Origin of the sequence: Lysinibacillus sp. YS11 (genome assembly GCF_002896375.1) — a bacterium.
GTDB lineage: Bacteria > Bacillota > Bacilli > Bacillales_A > Planococcaceae > Lysinibacillus > Lysinibacillus capsici.
Map to the genome: position 1 here is coordinate 3,328,740 of NZ_CP026007.1, position 20,804 is coordinate 3,349,543.

Annotated in this window: 20 protein-coding genes; 7 read left to right on the plus strand and 13 right to left on the minus strand. The window is 38.4% G+C overall.

The genetic code is table 11. From position 1 onward, the window contains the following. Window positions 1-6 precede the first annotated feature (6 nt). The 3 genes from polX to zapA are packed head-to-tail and all read right to left on the minus strand — an operon-like array spanning window position 7 to window position 2,580. Entirely contained in the window at window positions 7-1,716 is a 1,710-nt protein-coding gene (polX, locus tag LBYS11_RS16670; RefSeq protein ID WP_054549977.1) for a DNA polymerase/3'-5' exonuclease PolX, read from the minus strand. A 58-nt stretch (window positions 1,717-1,774) separates the two neighbouring features. After that, entirely contained in the window at window positions 1,775-2,314 is a 540-nt protein-coding gene (locus LBYS11_RS16675) for a CvpA family protein (protein WP_004226395.1), read from the minus strand. A 5-nt stretch (window positions 2,315-2,319) separates the two neighbouring features. Then, window positions 2,320-2,580 carry a cell division protein ZapA gene (gene zapA, locus LBYS11_RS16680; RefSeq protein WP_016991554.1) on the minus strand — a complete coding sequence of 87 codons (261 nt, stop codon included), beginning with the start codon at window positions 2,578-2,580 and terminating at the stop codon, window positions 2,320-2,322. Between the two features lie 135 nt (window positions 2,581-2,715). On the opposite strand from zapA, the gene rnhC reads away from it, so the two are divergent. Further along, a complete protein-coding gene (rnhC, locus tag LBYS11_RS16685) occupies window positions 2,716-3,639 on the plus strand; it encodes a ribonuclease HIII (protein ID WP_103118620.1) in 924 nt (307 codons plus the stop codon). A 182-nt stretch (window positions 3,640-3,821) separates the two neighbouring features. On the opposite strand, the gene pheT is transcribed toward rnhC, so the two are convergent. The 3 genes from pheT to LBYS11_RS16700 all read right to left on the minus strand — a co-directional run bounded on the left by pheT (window position 3,822) and on the right by LBYS11_RS16700 (window position 8,444). After that, window positions 3,822-6,239 (minus strand): phenylalanine--tRNA ligase subunit beta, encoded by a 2,418-nt coding sequence (gene pheT, locus LBYS11_RS16690; RefSeq protein WP_103118621.1) that lies wholly within the window; start codon window positions 6,237-6,239, stop codon window positions 3,822-3,824. A 12-nt stretch (window positions 6,240-6,251) separates the two neighbouring features. Next, a complete protein-coding gene (gene pheS / locus LBYS11_RS16695) occupies window positions 6,252-7,289 on the minus strand; it encodes a phenylalanine--tRNA ligase subunit alpha (RefSeq protein WP_103118622.1) in 1,038 nt (345 codons plus the stop codon). A 390-nt stretch (window positions 7,290-7,679) separates the two neighbouring features. Beyond that, on the minus strand, window positions 7,680-8,444 hold the full coding sequence (locus LBYS11_RS16700) for a TrmH family RNA methyltransferase (RefSeq protein ID WP_103118623.1): 765 nt from the start codon (window positions 8,442-8,444) through the stop codon (window positions 7,680-7,682). 172 nt (window positions 8,445-8,616) lie between these two features. Between LBYS11_RS16700 and LBYS11_RS16705 the strand changes: the two genes are divergently transcribed. Further along, complete coding sequence (locus tag LBYS11_RS16705; protein ID WP_103118624.1) at window positions 8,617-9,012, plus strand: (deoxy)nucleoside triphosphate pyrophosphohydrolase; 396 nt, start codon at window positions 8,617-8,619, stop codon at window positions 9,010-9,012. A 7-nt stretch (window positions 9,013-9,019) separates the two neighbouring features. Here the strand turns inward: LBYS11_RS16705 and LBYS11_RS16710 are convergent, their stop codons facing one another. The 3 genes from LBYS11_RS16710 to LBYS11_RS16720 all read right to left on the minus strand — a co-directional run bounded on the left by LBYS11_RS16710 (window position 9,020) and on the right by LBYS11_RS16720 (window position 12,288). After that, window positions 9,020-9,997: a sensor domain-containing diguanylate cyclase gene (locus LBYS11_RS16710; RefSeq protein ID WP_103118625.1), complete on the minus strand. Its 978-nt coding sequence runs from the start codon at window positions 9,995-9,997 to the stop codon at window positions 9,020-9,022. A 24-nt stretch (window positions 9,998-10,021) separates the two neighbouring features. Next, window positions 10,022-10,813, minus strand: coding sequence for an alpha/beta fold hydrolase (locus LBYS11_RS16715; RefSeq protein ID WP_048393651.1), 792 nt, complete (start codon window positions 10,811-10,813; stop codon window positions 10,022-10,024). A 125-nt stretch (window positions 10,814-10,938) separates the two neighbouring features. Further along, window positions 10,939-12,288: an FAD-binding oxidoreductase gene (locus LBYS11_RS16720; RefSeq protein ID WP_103118626.1), complete on the minus strand. Its 1,350-nt coding sequence runs from the start codon at window positions 12,286-12,288 to the stop codon at window positions 10,939-10,941. 154 nt (window positions 12,289-12,442) lie between these two features. On the opposite strand from LBYS11_RS16720, the gene LBYS11_RS16725 reads away from it, so the two are divergent. From LBYS11_RS16725 to LBYS11_RS16730, 3 genes are all read left to right on the plus strand, one after another. Next, a complete protein-coding gene (locus LBYS11_RS16725; protein ID WP_103118627.1) occupies window positions 12,443-13,852 on the plus strand; it encodes a glycoside hydrolase family 18 protein in 1,410 nt (469 codons plus the stop codon). Window positions 13,853-13,983: 131 nt separating this feature from the next. Then, on the plus strand, window positions 13,984-14,148 hold the full coding sequence (locus LBYS11_RS23145; RefSeq protein WP_004226371.1) for a YfhD family protein: 165 nt from the start codon (window positions 13,984-13,986) through the stop codon (window positions 14,146-14,148). A 12-nt stretch (window positions 14,149-14,160) separates the two neighbouring features. Then, the gene (locus LBYS11_RS16730; protein WP_004226369.1) at window positions 14,161-14,352 is read left to right on the plus strand and encodes an H-type small acid-soluble spore protein; all 192 of its coding nucleotides are present in this window, start codon (window positions 14,161-14,163) and stop codon (window positions 14,350-14,352) included. A gap of 45 nt (window positions 14,353-14,397) precedes the next feature. Here the strand turns inward: LBYS11_RS16730 and LBYS11_RS16735 are convergent, their stop codons facing one another. Then, entirely contained in the window at window positions 14,398-16,542 is a 2,145-nt protein-coding gene (locus LBYS11_RS16735) for a bifunctional diguanylate cyclase/phosphodiesterase (RefSeq protein WP_233732137.1), read from the minus strand. 198 nt (window positions 16,543-16,740) lie between these two features. Beyond that, on the minus strand, window positions 16,741-17,268 hold the full coding sequence (locus LBYS11_RS16740; protein ID WP_054549971.1) for an RNA polymerase sigma factor: 528 nt from the start codon (window positions 17,266-17,268) through the stop codon (window positions 16,741-16,743). A 238-nt stretch (window positions 17,269-17,506) separates the two neighbouring features. On the opposite strand from LBYS11_RS16740, the gene sspI reads away from it, so the two are divergent. Beyond that, on the plus strand, window positions 17,507-17,716 hold the full coding sequence (gene sspI, locus LBYS11_RS16745; RefSeq protein WP_004226361.1) for a small acid-soluble spore protein SspI: 210 nt from the start codon (window positions 17,507-17,509) through the stop codon (window positions 17,714-17,716). Between the two features lie 78 nt (window positions 17,717-17,794). Beyond that, a complete protein-coding gene (locus tag LBYS11_RS16750) occupies window positions 17,795-19,174 on the plus strand; it encodes an FAD-binding oxidoreductase (protein WP_103118628.1) in 1,380 nt (459 codons plus the stop codon). A gap of 357 nt (window positions 19,175-19,531) precedes the next feature. On the opposite strand, the gene LBYS11_RS16755 is transcribed toward LBYS11_RS16750, so the two are convergent. Next, a complete protein-coding gene (locus tag LBYS11_RS16755) occupies window positions 19,532-20,044 on the minus strand; it encodes a GNAT family N-acetyltransferase (protein ID WP_103118629.1) in 513 nt (170 codons plus the stop codon). A gap of 46 nt (window positions 20,045-20,090) precedes the next feature. Next, a complete protein-coding gene (locus LBYS11_RS16760; protein WP_103118630.1) occupies window positions 20,091-20,798 on the minus strand; it encodes an amino acid ABC transporter permease in 708 nt (235 codons plus the stop codon). Window positions 20,799-20,804 lie beyond the last annotated feature (6 nt).

Sequence of the window (20,804 nt, forward strand, 5' to 3'; positions counted from 1 at the left end):
CTCAGCCTATTTATTTCGTTGTATGAACGCTTCAAACTGTTCACGCGTCCATGTATTCACAATCATATCTTTCGGTAACCATGCTCTATTTGCATAGCGAACCCCAATATCCATAAAACGTAAATGTGCAATATCATGCGCATCTGTGTTGATGGCTACTGGCACACCTGCAGCGCATGCCATTTCTAAATGTTCTACACATAAATCGAGACGATACGGATTTGCATTTAACTCTAAAATTTTACCATATTCCTTTGCCCAGGCAATTAACTGTTTCATATCAGGATTATAACCATCGCGATCTTCAATAATTCGACCAGTCGGATGGGCAATCATATGAACATAGGGATTTTGCATAGCTGTTAGTAAACGTGCCATAATTTTATCTTGTGATTGTGTAAAACTAGAATGAATGGAAGCAATAACAAAATCGAGCTCTTTTAACACCTGATCTTCGAAATCAAGTGAGCCGTCTGGTAAAATATCCATCTCCGTCCCTTTAAACAAATGAAAATCTGGATGTGCTGCATTAAATGCCTCAATTTCTACACGTTGCTTTTCTAAACGCTCCGGCGTTAATCCATTTGCTACTTTTAGGAATTGCGAATGGTCTGTAATAACGCTATATTGATAGCCCCGTGCTAGTAACGCCTCGCCCATTTCTGCAACAGAGTATGCACCATCTGACCATGTTGTATGCATATGCAAATCAGCTTTAATATCCTCTAGTCGAACTAAGTTTTGAATTATGTTTGTTTTGTCAAATTCTGCTGTTCCTGTCCGTAAGCTCGGTGGAATCCAAGGTAGATCAAAATGAGCGAAAAATGCTGCCTCGTCTTGGAACGTCAAAACGGTACCATCTTCCTGTTCCACACCATATTCACTTATTTTTTTACCACGGGCTTTGGCAATTTGCCGCATACGAACATTATGATCTTTTGAACCTGTGAAATGATGCAACGCAGTCGCATATTCATTATCTTTCACTAAACGGAAATCAACGCTAACTGGTTCATCTAAGTCTAAAATCACCGAAATTTTTGTATCCCCTGCCGCCACGACTTCTTGAATGGCCAAGCTATTTAACAAGTTTTCGCGTACTTCCTCCACTGCTTCTGTCACAACAATAAAATCAATATCTTTGCTAGTTTCTAACGCTCGACGGAAACTCCCAGCAACTGAAAACCGGTCTACTTCCTTCATACTACCTAGAAGCGCCTCAATTTGTAAAACCACAGGCTCAAGCTGCCAAATTGGTAGTCGTTCTGAACGATTTGCTAAATTGGCTAGCTCCTTTAAAATCTTCTCCTCAGTTTTTACAGCAAATCCAGCTAATTCACGTACTTTTCCTGCCTCACAAGCTGCCTTCAAGCTTTCTGCAGAGTCAATACCAAGCTCTTGGTGTAGTTTCGCAATTTTTTTTCCTCCCAAGCCAGGTAATTTTAGCAATGGCAGTAACCCTTTAGGTACAACCTCTTCTAACTCCTTTAACAAACTCGATTCACCTGTTAACATTAAGTCCTCTATTACAGCCGCAGTACCCTTTCCAATACCTTTGAGTTTTGTTACATCATCCATTTCGCTTAATGAACGCTCGTCCCCCTCTAGTGCTGCCGCAGCCTTTCGAAAGGCTGAAACCTTGAATGGATTTTCTCCCTGTAGTTCCATATATAAAGCAATTTTTTCGAGTGTGCGAATAATTGTTTTTTTATTCATTGGTAATTCCTCCTATCGTAAAAACACTTCCCTCAAGACAGAGAGAAGTGCACAGTTACTATTGCATATAAATATACCACCAGTTTTGGAACATCTTTGTAATAATTGGTGTATGCTCCAACATAAGACCACTTAACAATGACTTCGACATTAAATTTTGTATGGCATCTACTGGTAATAAAGCGCACACATATAGCAAAATAAACATAATTAAATAGTTTTCAATCATGCCAAGTAACGCCCCAAGCCAACGATTCACTGTATTTAGCACAGGCAAATACGCGATAAAGTCAAATATCGATGCCACGATTTGCAACGTTATTTTTACTGCAAAGAAAATAACAGCAAAGGCAATTACCCGATAAAAGGTGCGGTCTAAATCTAGACTATCAATGACAACGCCAAGGCTACCTGTGTCAGTGACACCTGGATACGGAACCCAAAATACAAATTTTTGTGCTAATGGCTTATAATAAATATACGCAACAATTAGGGCTACTACAAAGCTGACAATATGCATCATCTGTACAATAAAACCTCGTTTTGCACCGACGCCTATACCAGCTAACAGTACCACTAATATGATTAAATCTAACATTCTCTTCAACCCTTTAACTTTTTCAATTCTTCTTCTAATTGCTCCATTCGTTCTTTTAATAGTAAATAATCATGAACTGTATTTACTGCTGTCAGAACAGCAAGTTTTGTGCTATCAAGTGAGGGATTATGTACGTTCATCTCGCGCATACGGTCATCAACAATCGAAGCAACAAGTCGCATATGGCCAATGGATTCAGAGCCGACCATTTTATATGTATGACCATATATTTCAACAGAAATTTTATTCTTTTCTTGTTTTTCCATAGTCGCACCCTCCTATAAATTCGATGCACACACGATTTTAGAGGCTTGTGAGCACCATCACACAAAAAAGCTATTTATTATCATACCATGAAAGGTATAAAATTGTGAACAACGAGGACAGAAAGGAACGATTAAATGGCAAATATTGTGCTTTCCATTTCAACAAATATTCAAAAAGAGGTGATGGCTTACTATGCATCGCACTTTATAGAACGAAAGGCTCCGGGAGTCATTTTTGCGGCAAAACTACCAGATACAGCCATAACTATGTATAAATCAGGCAAATTAATGTTTCAGGGGGGCGGTGCTGAACGTGAGGCAGCACGTTGGGGAACTGTTGAAAAAACTGCTACTCCACTCTCCACTATCGGGGCAAAAGGGGATGTACTGCCTAACAATTTCGCAACCATGTCTGTCTTAGGCTCAGACGAAACAGGCACAGGTGATTATTTTGGTCCAATCACTGTAGCAGCAGTGTATGTGCCTACTTCCAAAATCGAACTCATGAATGAGCTTGGCGTAAAAGATTCAAAAATGCTAACAGATGACTATATGAGGAAAATTGCACCTGATTTGCGTGCAGCCTGTGTCCATAGTGTTCTCGTCTTACGCAACGAGAAATATAACAACTTACAAGCGAAAGGCTATTCCCAAGGTAAAATGAAAGCCATGATGCATAACAAGGCACTACAAAACACACTATCAAAAATGGCACCTGAAAAACCTGAATTTATCTTAATCGACCAGTTTGCTGAACGTGGTGTCTATTACAATTATTTAAAAAATGAACGTGAACTTGTACAAGAGAATGTCTACTTTTCTACTAAAGCAGAACAATTACATGTAGCTGTGGCTACAGCATCTATTTTAGCTCGTGCTGCCTTTTTAAAGGAAATGGACCGTTTGAGTGACATTACAGGGCTTACATTAATGAAGGGCGCCTCTAACAAGGTAGATGTGCAAGCAGCCCGAATCTGGCGTAATCAGGGCGAAGAATTTCTACGCTCCATCACAAAATGGCATTTCGCCAACACTGATAAAGCACGGAAGATGAAGTAAATCATACTATTGGTTGCTTAAAAAAGCTTTTTTGGGGTTCCTGATGAGCGTGAGACGCATTAGGAACCTTTTTGAGCGCTTTCCTCATTTTTTGGATCATTCTTTCTTCACCTTTTGGATCATCATCTTCACCATTCTCAAACAAAAAAAGACTGCCTCGTAAGACAGTCTTTTTTCATATATTAGCGTACTTCTGTGCCTGCAATCGTAGCAATGGCTTTTAACACTTTGTTATGTGCGGCCACTACTTCTTCGTCTGTTAAAGTACGTTCTGGATCAAAGTATGTCAGTGAGAAGGCAACCGATTTTTTACCTGGTTCCATTTTCTCCCCTTCGTAAACATCGAATACGCGGATATCTTTTAATAGTTTCACACCCGCTGCATCAATAGCTTCCATTACTTCGCCCGCTGTTGTTGTACGGTCCATTATAAGAGCGATATCGCGAGACATAGCTGGGAAACGAGGTACTGGTGTATAGGCAAGTGGTGCTTCTTGTGCCGTTGCACTTAATAGCGCCACTAAATTCATTTCCATTACATACGTGTCTTTTACACCCCATGCTTTTTGCTCTGCTGGGTGAAGTCCACCAATGATGCCGACTTGCTTGCCATCCAATAAAATGCTAGCCGTACGACCTGGATGTAAGCCATCCACTTGTGATTTCACAAATGTCATGCGATTTGCTAAGCCAAGTTTGCCAATGACACCTTCGATGATACCTTTTAGCACAAAGAAATCTACAGCTTTTTTCTCACCTTGCCAAGCATGGTCTAGCCATTTGCCAGTTAGTACTGCTGCCACATGCTCTTCCTCATATGGTTGCCCCTCATCTGATTGACCAAGGAACACGGAGCCAATTTCATATAAAGCCACGCCTTCAGCTTGACGTGCAACATTATAAGCCGCCGCTTCGATTAAATGTGGAATAAGGCTTTGACGTAATGTAGAACGCTCCTCACTCATCGGCATAAGCAAGCGAGTTACCGGCTCTGCTTTCAAAGCAAAACGTTGTGACAATGCATCCGACGTTAACGAATAAGTTACCGCTTGATACAGGCCAGCCCCTTCCATGTAATGACGAACAACACGGCGATTTGCTTGGTAAGGTGATAAATTACCTACTTGTGTTGCACCCTCTGGTAATGTCATTGGGATTTCATCATAACCATAAAGACGAGCAATTTCCTCCACGATATCCTCTTCAATTTTAATATCTTGGCGACGTGTTGGTGCATCAATAATTAATAAACCATTTGCTGCCTCTACTCCAAATTTTAAACGCTCTAAAATAGAAAGCATATCTTCTAATGCAATCTTCATACCTAAACGTTCATTAATAAAATCTGGGGAAACGACTACTCGCGCTGGTGTTTTATCTAACTCATCTACTAAACATGTACCTTCTAATACTTCGCCTCCTGCTAATTCAGCAAGTAGAGCAGCAGCACGTTCAGCAGCTGGTAAGACACGATTTGGGTCTACCCCTTTTTCGAAACGAGCCGATGCATCTGAACGTAGGCCAAGATGACGAGACGTTTGACGCACTGTTAAACCATCAAAATAGGCTGATTCAATGACAACAGTCGTTGTTGAATCTGTTACCTCTGAATTAGCACCACCCATTACACCAGCAATGGCTACTGGCTCTTTGCCATTTGTAATGACTAAATCTGAAGCTTTTAATGTACGTTCTTGGTCATCTAATGTTGTAATTTTTTCACCTTCTGTTGCTTTACGAACAACGATTTCACCCGTTGCTAGACTATCATAGTCAAAAGCATGTAAAGGTTGACCATATTCCATTAATACATAGTTCGTTACATCTACGACATTATTGTGTGGACGTACTCCCGCAGCCATTAGACGATTTTGTAGCCACATTGGTGATTCACCGATTTTTACGTTTTTCACAACTTTTGCTACATACATAGGATTTGCTTGTAAATCTTCTACATGAAGCTTCAGGTAATCCTGTGCTTTTTCACTAGCAGTTTGATAGGAAATTTCTGGATATTTAATTTCCTCTGAAAGAATGGCACCTACTTCATACGCTACACCTAGCATTGAAAGGGCATCTGAGCGGTTTGGTGTTAGTCCTAGTTCTAACACTGTATCACGTAGGCCCAATATAGCCAGTGCATCTGTGCCTACTTCTGCATCTGCTGGTAGGACAAAGATACCTTCTGAATACGCCTTAGGAACAAGCTTTCCTTCGATTCCAAGCTCTTGTAAGGAACAAATCATTCCGTTCGATTCATGACCGCGAAGTTTTGCTTTTTTGATTTTAATGCCACCTGGTAAATGTGCACCTGGACGAGCAACAATGACTTTCTGACCAGCATCAACATTCGGTGCACCACAAATTATTTGTTGAGGCTCTGCTTCGCCAACGTCAACTTGGCAAATATTTAACTTATCAGCCTCTGGATGTTTCTCCTTAGAAACTACATAACCAACTACAACTTTATCCATAGCATTAGCACGATCAATTACTGCATCTACTTCGATCCCAGAGCGTGTAATTTTTTCTGCTAATAGCTCAGGTGCTAAGTCCTGCGTATTGATATAATCTTTTAACCATTCTAATGATACTAACATGTTTTATCCCCCTTACGCTTCTGTTCGCTCGAATTGTGATAAGAAGCGAGTGTCACTTGTATAGAAATGACGAATATCGTCAACACCATATTTCAACATCGCAATACGTTCTGCACCAATACCAAATGCAAATCCAGAAACTTTCTTTGGATCATAGCCAGCCATTTCTAATACGTTTGGATGCACCATACCTGCTCCTAGAATCTCAATCCAGCCAGTGCCCTTACATACGTTACAGCCTGCTCCACCACATTTGAAACAAGAGATATCCATCTCTACAGATGGCTCAGTAAATGGGAAGAAGCTCGGACGTAGTCGAATTTCGCGGTCTGCACCAAACATTTTTTTCGCTAGCGTATCTAATGTTCCTTTTAGGTCACTCATGCGAATATTTTCGCCAATGACTAAACCTTCAATTTGCATAAACTGATGTGAATGTGTTGCATCATCATTATCACGTCGGAATACTTTACCAGGACAAATTATGCGAATCGATTCACCTTTTTTGGCTTCCATCGTACGAGCCTGTACTGGTGAAGTATGGGTACGTAATAATATTTCCTCGGAAATATAGAACGAATCTTGCATATCACGAGCTGGATGACCTTTTGGTAAATTTAGTGCTTCAAAGTTATAGTAATCCTTCTCCACTTCTGGACCTTCAGCAATTTCATAGCCCATTCCAATAAATAAATCTTCAATTTCTTCAATGACACGTGTTAAAGGGTGACGGTTCCCCACTTTAATTTCACGACCTGGTAAAGTGACATCAATCGACTCACTCGCTAATTTTTCAGCAATAGCTACCTCTTCCAACACGGTAATCTTTGTTTCTAATACTGCCGTTACATTTTCACGAACATTATTCACTAAAGCACCCATTTTCGGACGTTCTTCAGCTGATAATTTACCCATCCCTTTTAGTAAATCAGTGATAGGTCCTTTTTTTCCTAAATACGCAACACGTACTTCATTCAATTCTTTTAAATTTGCAGCTGCTTCAATTTTAGCAAGTGCTTCTTGCTCTAATTGTTTTAATTGCTCTTCCATGTTAAAACCTCCTCAGAAAATAAATGCCTGTTTTTTAGGCATAAAAAAACTCGCCCCTAAAAAGGGACGAGGACATTTTCGCGGTACCACCCTAGTTATTGCAAAGCAAAGCCTTACAATCACTTCATTGACATAACGACTTGATAAAGCCGGCTTACCTTTACAGCAGTACACTGGTCCCGGTAGCTGCTCGCGGGCTGAATTCAAAACTGCATTGATACGGCGTTGGCTCTCAATCTCTGGCCTACGCTCCCTGTCGTCCATTCACAATCTTTACTACTTCCCGGTCAAAGCATTTATTATTTAAACATACATTTTAGAATAAATTATACAATAATGGACTGTAGCAAATCAAGAGACAACTGCCTCAATCCCACAATGAGCAATTAATTACTTGGCAAAGCCATATAAAACAATACCTGTTGCTACTGCGACGTTTAATGATTCGGCCTGTCCAAAAAGAGGAATGATCATATTTTGATCTGTCATCGCTAATAACTGAGGCTGAATGCCACTTCCTTCATTCCCCATAATAATCGCAAATGCACCCGTATGCTGAATATCACTATACGGCACCGCTTCCTCATCTAATGCAGTACCAAATACTGGTACACCTTGATCCTGTAATATATCTATCCATTCTGCTAAATCTCCACGCACTACCGGAATATGGAAATGCGAACCTTGAGCAGCACGTAGTGTTTTAGGATTATAAAGATCGGCACAGCCTTTTCCTAAAATTACAGCATCTAAACCTGCAGCATCTGCTGTACGAATCATTGTTCCAATGTTACCAGGATCTTGGACAGCATCAATTAATAACACTTTTCGCCAAGTAGTCATCAAATTATCCTCTAAGACGGGCTGTTTACATACAGCAAAAACACCTTGGGAAGTTTCTGTCTCCGCAAATTCCTTCGCTACCGCAGTCGATACCTCTACAATAGCTATATCATCGATTGGCCATAACATTGGCAAATCGATACCTTCACGCACTATAATTTGTAATACTTGGTTTTTATTTTTTAATGCTTCTTCAACAAGATGAAAGCCCTCTACTAGGAATTCACCCGAACGTTCACGCTCTTTTCTTGTTGTCGCTAACTTTTTCCAATATTTCACTAACGCATTTTGCGTAGATTCAATTCTCTTCATCGCTACCTCTTACCGCCTTTTTCCTATATATTGACCACTATTATACCCTACGAAATAGCAAATTTCATAGCTAAGTAAGAAAACTGTTATTTTCCTGTGGTGGCAAGTGGCGTACAACTTAAACATGCTATAATCATACATATCTAACGAAGACACAAAGTGAGGTATATAAATGAAAAAAACAATACATGTAGTAGGGGCTATAATTGAAAATGAGCAACAAGAAATTTTCTGTGCTTTAAGAAACCCCCAAATGGTATTAGCAAATTATTGGGAATTCCCTGGCGGTAAAATAGAGCAGGGTGAAACACCAAAACAGGCACTTTCTCGAGAAATTCTTGAGGAATTTAACTGTACGATTCAAGTAGGTAAACAAGTGGCTGTAACACTCCATGAATACGAACAATTTTTCGTTCATTTAGAAACATACAAAGCTTCAATTATTAAAGGCACACCCCAAATTCTAGAACATGCTGAAGCAAGATGGGTTCCCCGCAACCAATTGCTTGACCTTCCATTTGCTCCAGCAGATCTTCCTTCTATTCAAAAATTAATGGCAAAATTGTAAAGGCTATTCACTTTATCTCATGAAAATGAGTGACTTTGTTTCGTCCATTCTCTTTCGATCCATACAATGCTTTATCTGCTTTTTTTATCAATGTCGTCTCTGTATCTTCTGAAGTTACTGTGGCAATTCCCATACTGATCGTAAGACTGCCTGTTGGCCAACCATCCTGCTCCACAGTGTGTCTAATTTTTTCACCGATTTCTTTTGCCACAGGTATCTCGGTCTCTGGTAAGATGATAATAAACTCCTCCCCACCATAACGAGCGACGATATCTTCTAGACGTACTTGTATTTGTAATAGTTGTGCCAATTGTACGAGGACATCGTCTCCAACTTGATGACCATAAGTATCATTGACCTTTTTGAAATGATCGATATCTAAAATGCATAACGAAAAAGTTTCTGCTGTCTCATGAAAATGATTAAAATGTTTTTCGAGTTGTTCCTGGAAAAATCTCCTGTTTTTCAAGCCGGTCAGTTTATCAGTCATTGATAATTCTACTAAAGCAGCATTCATTTCCAATAATTTCGCCTGCTGATGTTCTATTTCTACATGAATTTGCTCCAAATTAGCTAATGCACGATCCTTTTCTTGATAGGCAGCCTCAAGTAGTTTTTTGGCTGATCGTAATTCTTGTTCATAATCTATGCGCTTTTTCATCTTTACTAAAATACAATCAATGCGCTCTACCAAATCCTCTTTGTACAATTTGGCATTCATTAAAAACGGAACCGACATTCCGTCCTTCTGTTTGAGATGAATGAATAATTCCTCTACTTGCCCCTCTAGATTAATCATAGGATAAAAATAAGAGTGAAAAATCATCTTATTGGGCGTAGATAGAAGAATTTCTAGATGCATATGTAATAATTCCTCTTGCTCATAGCCGATCCAATCTAGCAGGGTTCGATTGATTTCTGAAATAAGCCCTTCATGTGTGATGGAAAGAAATCCACATGGTGCATTGTTGAGTCGTTTTTCCATTGTTGAAAATCCTTTCATTTTTCCCTACAAAAAATCTGCAATACATTGTATCGTTTCATTTGGGTGACTAATATGTGGATAATGACCTTTTGCTTCCATTAATTGTAACGTGCTATTTTTGAGATGCTGATGCAAATAATCTCCAACACTACTTGGCACAATACTATCTTCCGAGCATTGGATAATTAACGAAGGAACAGAGACCTTTGGTAATTCACTTCGATGATCAGATAAAAATGTGACCTCAGCAAATTCCTTTGCAATGATAGGGTCTGCTGCTATAAAGGTTTGCTTCAATTCCTGTGTTAATGCTGGCTGTTCAGGATTACTCATTGCAATAGGTGCCATATAGCTAGCCCAACCTGTAAAGTTCATTTCCATCATGTCTAGTAACTCTGCTATATCACTTCGCTCAAATCCCCCTCGATAACCATCATCATTTAAATAACAGGGAGAAGGACCAATCATAATCAATTTCTTAAAATAGTCAGGGTGCTGGATAGATGCGAGCAGTCCTATCATGGCACTAATGGAATGCCCTACAAAAATACTATTTTGTAATGATAGCGTTTCAATAATGTCCAATAAATCTTGTACATAGCCCTGTAACGATTGATATTTTTCTGATGAATAAGCATTTATATCTGAGTTACCTGAGCCTACATAATCGAATAATATAATCTTATATTTGTCCATAAATGCAGGCGTAATGAAACGCCACATATTTTGATCACAGCCAAATCCATGTGCAAAAATAAGCGGTTGGTCCCCTTGTCCGAGTATTGTTACATTATTACGAACAACAATATTTTCCATTCCAATCAATCCTTTTAGAAATATATGTAATAGTTTTATTGTGACCCCTTAAACAGTATTTATCAAGCTAAAACGTGAAAATCAAAAAGGAGCAGGAGTGCCGCTTCACCTGCTCCATTCTCCAGCTACAACCACTTCCTAATAGGTGGGATACTCTGCTGAAATTGAAATACATTATACGGATCATATTTTGTTTTCACTTCACGAAGCCTTCTAAAATTACGTCCGTAATAGGCTGTATGCCAGTCCTTAATATATCGATCTGGAAAATTCACATAATCACCAGACGTATAAGGTGATAAAGCTTGACGTAAATTTTCTACCCACTTAATATTTTGTTCTTCCTCTTTCGGTTTTTTCCAGGAAGTATTATATTCTTGAGCTATTATCGCATTGCGATAGTAATAGGCTGTATGCTGGGGAGCAATTTCACCTACTGCTCCTCTTAAAGACTGTTGCCATATTGTTGTATTTGAATTAGGTGCATGGGCTAAAAATTCTTTCATCCTCTGAATCGCCTTATATGGAAACGGTCTCTCCAAAAATGACCCTGATCTTTTTCGATACGCAGGCTGATTACCGCTTGGTAAATCAAAAAATTCTATTGCCTTGCTATATGGCACTTCCTTTATCCAAATACTTGTTGGCAAGCCTGTATTTCTAAGAGGGCGAAGCAATTTCTTTAATTCAGCTGCTGTTCCTATAAACTCACCTTGTGCGACTATCTCACCTACTTCCTTTGTTTTTAGCTCAATCTGTGAGGTTAGACGCTTATCTGTATAGGGAGCCCATTTTTGCCATGCATCAAAGGCCACTTCAAAGTCATCCCATCCCCATGTAATAGAGAACAGTGATACCTCATTAATCGCATGAAGCTTGAATGTCAAAGAAGTGACTATACCAAAATTGCCTCCTCCTCCACCACGACTTGCCCAAAACAAATCATGATGTTGTTGCTTATTCGCTCTGATTACCTGAGCACCCTCATGTTCACTAGCTACCACCGTTTCGATTTCAATAAGATTGTCACAAGTTAATCCAAATGGTCGTGATAGCATCCCAATCCCACCACCAAGGGTCAAACCGACCACCCCAACACTACTTTCTGTACCAGCAGGAATGGTAACACCATGCTCCCATAATGTACGGTATACGTTTCCCATATTAGCTCCAGCATCAATTCTAGCCGTCATTTCTGATAGATTTACCGAAATATCATTCATATCACTTACATCAATGACAAGCCCTTTATTTACTAAAGAAAAATTTTCATAGCTATGACGACCGCTTCGAATTCTGAAAGGCTCATTGTTTTCTCTAGCCCATTTTAAGGCATTAACCACATCTTTCGTTTTTTGACAAAACACAATGACACTCGGATATTTGGGATTATTTAAATTATTATTCGTTCTCGCTTGTTCATAATCCGAATCTTCAGGCGTGACGATTCTTCCTGTGAGCTTCGCCTTTTTCAACATCAAGCCCCTTTCTCACAATGATACTTATCCTATGCAACTCATTGATAAAGAATTTAAAATTTCAGCTTTTTTCTAGAATCACACTAAAATACTCTTTTTCACACTTGAAACATATGATGCACTAATAACAACAACGTGTTGGAGGTGTTCTATGCTTATCCATGTGGTAAGTGCTGGCGAAACACTGTGGCAAATCGCTAATCGTTATGCCGTACCCGTTCAATCTATTAGCCAATTAAATGCATTAACTACTCCTGATCAATTAGCCATCGGACAATCACTGGTTATCCCTTCTCCTTATACAATTTATACCGTTCAAAAAGGAGATACGTTATGGTCAATCGCACAAAAATTTAGCGTTCCCTTGCAATCTATCATATTAGAAAATCATCTAACGAATCCCAATCAATTAACACCAGGAACGAAATTAATTATTCCACCCATTGTTCATATCGTGCAGCCAGGTGAAACTTTATGGCAAATAGCACAGCGCTATGGTACGACCGTTCAAGCCATTGCTATAGAAAATAAACTAAACAATCCCAATATGCTTTATGTTGGTTCACAATTGATGATTCCAAGAAAATTACCAACGATTGAAGTCAATGCTTATTCCTACCAACCTTCAGATGAAGCTGTAGACTCCATTAATGCTATTGGTCATCTACTAACTTATTTTAGTCCTTTTGCTTATAAGATGAAGGAAGATGGGACATTACAGCCCATTAATGATGAAAATATGATAGCGGCAGCAAAGGCTAAACATATTATCCCAATGTTAACGCTCACTAATTTTACTTCTACAGAAGAAGGCTCTAATTTAGCACATGTCGTCTTGTCCAGTCCAGAGTTAAGTAAAAAGGTCATGAATAATGTATTACAGGTGATGCAAGATAAAGGTTATCAAGTATTAAATATTGATTTTGAAAATGTTTTACCTGCTGATCGCGAAAATTTCAATGCCTTTATTCAATTGGCTGTGGATACCCTTCATCCAAAAGGCTATTTAGTTTCAACAGCGCTCGCACCTAAAACAAGTGCTTCACAAACTGGGACATTATATGAAGCGCATGATTACGAAGCACATGGGAGAATAGCAGATTTTGTTGTATTAATGACATATGAATGGGGCTATCGTTTTGGCCCTCCACAAGCTATTTCCCCGATTAATGAAATGCGAAGAGTCGTGGAGTATGCTTTAACTGAAATACCAGCTGATAAAATCTTATTGGGTTTTGAGTTGTATGCGCGTGATTGGCTCTTGCCTCATGTCAAAGGCCAAGAAGCCGAAACGTTTAGCCCGCAGGAAGCGCTCAATAGGGCCATCAAGTACGGGGCAACAATCCAATATGATCCAACGGCACAATCTCCTTTTTATCGATATGTTGATGAGCAAGGAAGGCAACACGAGGTATGGTTTGAAGATGCGAGAAGTGCACAAGCCAAATTTGACATGACTAAACATTACAACTTACGTGGCATTAGTTATTGGGCATTAGGATTCCCGTTTCCTCAAAATTGGGTTTTATTAAACGATAATTTTTCTGTTAAACAATCTTAATACTCATTATTGTTCGCAATAAACAAAGAGCTATGCGAATTTTCCCTTGTGAAGTGCGATCTGTGCTGACGGGATAAAAAGTTCATTTCAAAGCCATATTAATTTATATCAACAGGAAAGGAGCAACTCACATGGGAAGAGACAATAAACAAGGTCAAAGCAATAATAAAGGCTCATTACCTCAAACGCCAAAAAACCAAAAGATTGCACCAAACAAGGTGAGTGAGGAATTTTCTCAAGAGTTTATGGAGTTAATTAACACAGTCACGCAAAATAAGAATAAGCAGAAAAAATAAGGGGGGCTTCAGTTGGATTTTCAACGTGCACAAGAAATTGTCGCCTCACCTTTAGAATTTGAAGTGAGCTATAATGGCGTTTCCATCTGGATCGATCAGCTCCACGATGATGAAAAAACAGCGACAGTTCACCTACGCCGTTCTTTAGAAGAGCGATCTGAAGTAGCTATATCCGAATTAAAAGAAGAATATCTCGTTCACTAAACAGCAAGAACCTGCTTACTCAATAGCAATAAGCAGGTTCTTTTTTTAAATACTATAATCTTCAATATATTGAAGTTGTGTTAATACTTCCTCCACACGATGATGTAAATCTTTATAGGTTTCCGTAATTTGCTGTGGGGATATTGGCTTACTGAATAGATAGCCCTGAATATAATCACAGCCACCATCTATTAGAAAAGATAATTGCTCCACTTCTTCAATGCCCTCTGCCACAACCTTCAAACGTAAATGTTTAGCCATCGAAATAATCATGGAAACAAGTGCTTCATCATTTGGATTATGTGGCACGTTTCTCACAAATGTTCGGTCAATTTTTAAACAATCAATTGGGAATTCCTTTAAATAAGATAGAGAGGAATAACCTGTTCCAAAATCATCTACAGCAATTTGGATGCCTAATGCCTTTAACTCATGTAATAGCTGTGTCATTTGATCAATATTCATCGTCATACTTTCTGTAATTTCTAATTGTAAAAATGACGGATCTAAATTGGTACGATGTAAAATATCTTGTACCATTTCTACTAAATCCTGTTGAAATAACTGGCCAAGTGATAAATTCACTGCCACTTTCATCGGAGGTAAGCCTTGTTTCTCCCATATTTTCGCTTGAGTGCATGCGTTTTCTAAAATCCATTTACCTAGCGGGATAATAAGGCCACATTCTTCAGCAATAGGAATAAAGACATCAGGTGGAACAAATCCCCGAGTTGGATGACGCCAGCGAACCAAAGCTTCGACCGATTCAATGGTGCCTGTTTTTAAGTTGACCTGTGGTTGATAGTCTAAATAAAATTCATTATTGGCTAACGCATTATGTAAGTCTTGCTCTAACAATATTCGATCTGCAATACCTTTAGACATGTATGGTTTATAAAAAAGAAATCTTTGAGGTATTTGTCTAGCTTCTCGCATCGCTAACTGTGCATGCATTAATAGCTCTTCACCAGTCCATTGCTCCTCATAAAGAGCAATCCCAATATTTAGACTGCCATTCAATGAAAATAATTGGACCTGTAAAGGATCTGTCATGGCACTTTTAAGATTTAAGCAAAATTGTAGTAGTTCCTCAATCGTCTTTACATGGTCAATATAAATAACAAATTGTCCTTCACGCAGTTTAGTTGCAAAATAATGTGGAGGTACAATCGATTGAATTCGCTCTGCAACAAGTTTCATCATTTTATTAGAGTTACTAATCCCAATGGACGAACGAATCGCCGCAAAGCGATCAATTTCTATGGCAATGATAGCCTTTTGCGCTTTATGTTCATGTAAATTTTCTTTTAACGTCTTAAGTAAAAAATGTTCATTTGGCAACAATGTAATATCATCATGATAAGCTTGAAATCGAAGCTCTTTTTGAGATTGTTCAAGATCCTTTTTAATTTTCAACAGCTGCTGAAAGGGTTTTTCCACAGATGTATAATAAATCGCCTTTAGGAAAAAATAGAATGCTAAAAACTGATAGATCAGTGCTGAGAAATCCCATATCGCATTTTGATCTTGACTAACAATAAAGAAGACATCACTCACAATAAGGGAAATAGCTGCGCTAATTAGCCACATGGAACGCTTTGGTAATTTTTTTACATATGTACTAACAATAGCAATGGTTAAAATTTGAAGAATAATAGCAATTAAGTGTACCATATTATCAATCGTATCTAACCAATTTTTAGGCAATACTTTGGGCGAATAATAAGCCAGAAAAACGCTTCCTAGAACGAAAAGCATCGAACAACCATATGTCAGTATCCGATGATTCATGGTTAATCGCTTTTTAGGGTTTAAAATAATAAGTATAAATCCAATGGCTAAGTATAAACGTATTAATATATGTAGGGGCTCGTTCATAAAGTTCCATTCTCTAGATTGGCTAAAAAACAAGCTAACTAATTCTAATAAGGCAATAATGAAAAACATGTTTCCTATGTATAAAGTTTGATTGGATAATAAGTGTGAAAATACTAAATAGGATTGGATCGCAATTGCCATTGTAAAAACAATGATTAATATTTGTATCACCAATTTTATATCTTGATACATGTTACCTTGGAAAACACCATATATTTGATTGCTAAAGCTCAGTAATGGTATGACAAGTAATAAGGGTAATACCATGTACCAAATTTCTTTTTTCTCTATCTGATTAAACCATCTCTCCACTCCAAACCCTCCATACTACTATATAAACATTCACTAGGAAATTTTATCTATCTATATCGATTATTTAAATTTGAATTGTATATTTCTTTGACTTCTTACAAATCATAACACTTTTATCGGAATTTGTATGCACCTATGTGAAGTATGCTAATATTCATTTTATTTCAATATTAGCATACTTTTGATATTTTTAGTTCTTTATTCCACCCTGGAAAGTTGATGTTTCAATCTCTGGATGATTCTACCTCTTCTTTTTTTAATAGCAACAGCGGATAAGCCTAATGCATTAGCTATTTCTTGATCACTGTAACCTTCTACATAATAAAGTAGTAATATTTCTCTTTCTATCTGCTTAAGCTGAGACAACTTAATTTCAAGTAAGCTAGGATTTTTTTGATTGTCCCATCCCTCCATATCACTAAGAATAAAATTGAGTGTTTCACCATCAACAACCGTTATTCGCTCTGAATAGTTTTTTTCCTTTGATAATTCATTTAGAATCTCACCTTTTATCGAGGAATAAAGATAAGCAGAAAATTGTCCCTTTGCTGGATCTGCTTTTAGCCATGCCCTCCATACCGCAATAGAAGCAATATGACGATAGTAATCAAAATCCTTGTAAATATGAAGCTGCGTAAAAATGGCTGTAATCATTGGTTGCACAGCCTCTAAAATTTCTTCAAAAGATTGTGTTAATGAAAGCTTGTGATTGTTGCGAATGGACATACCACTCTTCCTGTCAACTGTGCACAGTTTAATATTCCTAGGTAACACAATCTTAGACTGTCATGTTGTTTGAGAGCTAATGCCCATTTTCAACATTTCAGCGCGCAGAAAGAATAAAATGCCTGGCATATTTAGTCATAATTCCTCCAAAGTTATTGCAAAAATTATCTATTTTCTTTGGTATTTCATACATATTTAAACGATAGTTGGACAAATTACTACTAAGGAGGCGATATAGATGAATTTTCAAATAAGAGATGCAATTACAGCGAATGTACATGGTCAATCTGCCGCAGAATTCAAAGACATTGTGGAAGATGCTATTAATCGTGGAGAAGAGCATTTACTACCAGGGCTTGGGGTGTTTTTTGAAAAATGGTGGAAGCAATCCAGTCCATCAGAACAAGATGAATTTGTTCAAAAACTAGAAAAAGTATTTGCTAACTGATTTTTAATGAACTGTGCATTCCATTTCCAATAAATGCGTGATAAAGTTTTACTTATCAGAAAATTTGGAGGGATTGGAATGACTGTTGCAGTAGAATTACTTGTCAATCAACTCAAACAGGTTTTATTAGAAGAACAAGTGTCAACAAACGAAACGGTACGACAGCTACATGGAAAGGATGAATCTCATCATATGATGAGATTACCTGATATCGTTGTCTTTCCCCGTTCCACAGCTGATGTCAGTGCCATCTTAAAAATTGCACATGCACAACGTGTACCAGTTGTACCATTCGGTGTTGGCTCCAGCTTAGAAGGAAACGCGATTCCTATTGCACATGGTATTTCTATTGATTTCTCTGAAATGAATAAGATTTTAGAAGTTCGACCTGACGACCTTCTTGTAAAAGTTCAGCCTGGCGTCACGCGCTCTCAACTGAATAAGGAGTTAAAAAAACACGGTCTACAATTCACAGTGGATCCAGGTGCAGATGCAACACTAGGTGGCATGGCTGCGACGAATGCTAGTGGTACGACTGCTGTGCGTTACGGTGTTATGCGTGATCAGGTTCGTGATTTAGAGGTTGTCCTTGCAGATGGCTCTGTCATCCATACAGGTAATTTAGCCGCGAAATCCTCTTCTGGTTATCATTTAAATGGTCTATTTGTCGGCTCTGAAGGAACACTTGGCTGCTTTACGGAGTTAACGTTAAAAGTGTATGGTATACCTGAATTTGTGACAGCGGGGCAAGCTGTTTTTGACACAGTTGGAGATGCTGTTAGTGCTGTTACCGCCTTATTACAGGCTGGTATTTCAATTGGTCGAGTGGAATTGGTCGATGAATCCTCTATGAAGCAGGCCAATGTCTATAACGATACATCCTTTAGCGAAAAACCAACATTGTTTTTAGAATTCCACGGAAACGAAGCGGGTATGCATGCGGACATCGCATTTGCTACAGAAATTTTTGAGGACTACAGCTGTCTATCCGTCGAATTCGAGCAAGATAATGCTGCTCGTAATAAGCTTTGGGAAGCACGACATTCTTTAGCCTATGCATATATTCATGCTTATCCTGGTAAGAAGCTCATGTCAACGGATGTCTGTGTACCAATCTCTGTGCTTGCTGAAACCATTTTATATGCACGAGAACAGCTTGATCATGTTGGACTCGCAGGTGGGCTTGTGGGCCACGTGGGCGATGGAAATTTCCATGCACTTTTAATGTTAAATCCAAATGACGCCGAGGAACAGGCAAAAGCGGATCGCTTCAATGAACAAATAGTGCAATATGCATTACTTCGAGGTGGCACATGTACGGGCGAGCATGGTGTTGGCATTGGCAAAATGAAATACCAAGCCACTGAACACGGTACCTCTTTAGTCGTCATGAAAAGCATAAAAGCAGCGCTTGATCCCCATAATATTATGAACCCGGGGAAAATTTTCACTATGTAATCTTGCAAAAAAACACGATCTCGTCATGAAGACGGAATCGTGTTTTTTATTAAAGATTGCTAGAACAATTGACACACTCTGTTACGTGGTATCTTCTTCCTTTAATCATATTGCAAAATATCCCTTAATCCTTCCTTTTGTCATCTTTCGCTGACATTAACATCTGTTGCGATAGATAAAACACATGGTTAAGGAAAAGGGTAGAAGTAATCTCACGCTCCCTTGCTCATTGTTTTGAAAATCATTTGGGGGATCTGCTTCATCTAAAACCAAAACTTCAGACTCTGAAAAAGCGTTCTGGCAATACCGAGTCAATAATCTTTTAAATGGGATATTCGTACGAAACTTAACTCTTTATTACAAATCATAACGGAAGCCTTTTACTAGCGTATCTCCTTTACGAAAATCCTTAGATTCATCACGTATAAAGCCTAATGATAAATAAAGGTTGATGGCAACCTGCATGATATCGCCCGAATGTAAATATAAAGCTTGATCCTGACGAGCGCGTGCGAAGGCAAAGCTTTCATATAATAATTTTTTCGCAATGCCTAATCCCCTTCCCTGAGGGTGTACGCCAAGTAAACGAACAATGGTAGAATGTATAGTAAGCTCTGGCAAACCATAAGCCTTTTCAGAATCCGTAAATAGCTGAAGCCCTCCTAAAATCTCATATCCCCGCTTTGCCACTAAAATTGTTTCTGCGTCAGGATTGCCTACAGATGCACGTATAGCACTTAAATATGAAGCCCAATCTTCAGGGTTATTGTATTCTTTCTCATATTGTGAATAGCTCTCTACAAGAACTTCTAAATAACGTGCATGGTCTTCCTCTTTCAACTGTTCAATCACTATTTCCACTACTGTCATTGTTTATTCCCCTTTCTTTTTATCAAACTAATTTACAGGCATTTCGTCAAATGCCTCCCTTATTATAGAAAGTTACTCTTTTTTCAAGGCGATGGGCGAGCCATTCAACGATGGCTGAAACACCCCAATAAATAAGACCGACAGCGATAAATGCCTCCAAAAATTTCAAATTTATAGAGGCTACAATATTTGCTACACCTGTTAATTCTTTCACTGAAAGAAAAAAAGCAAGCGATGTAGCATGTAAAAAGCCTATAAAAACATTGGTGAAATTAGGAATAGATTTACTAAATGCCTGAGGTAATATATACCGACGCATTGCCTGTGAAAATGTTAAACCAATTGCATAAGCTGCCTCTAGCTGCCCCTTAGGTACACTTAAAATTCCTGATCGAATGATTTCGGAGGCATAGGCACCTGCGCTCAATGTCAAAGCAAGTAAAACAAAAAATAATATGGGGATAGAGCTTGATTGAATATTTAGCTTTAATGCTTTCGCAAGGACATCCACTATAATAGGTACTCCGAAATAAACGAGCATTATATGCATAATAATAGGTGTACCTCTAAAAAAAGACACATAAAAATTTAATAATGGTGCAAAAAATTTAGTTTGCTGAATTCGAACAAAGGCAACAATGATACCGATGAGAATACCCAGTAAGACAGGTGTAGCTGTCATAAATAAGGTTAACGGCAATACCTTGCTAATTTCTTTAAAAGCTTCGAAAATAAATGCAAAATCTATGGTCATAACTCT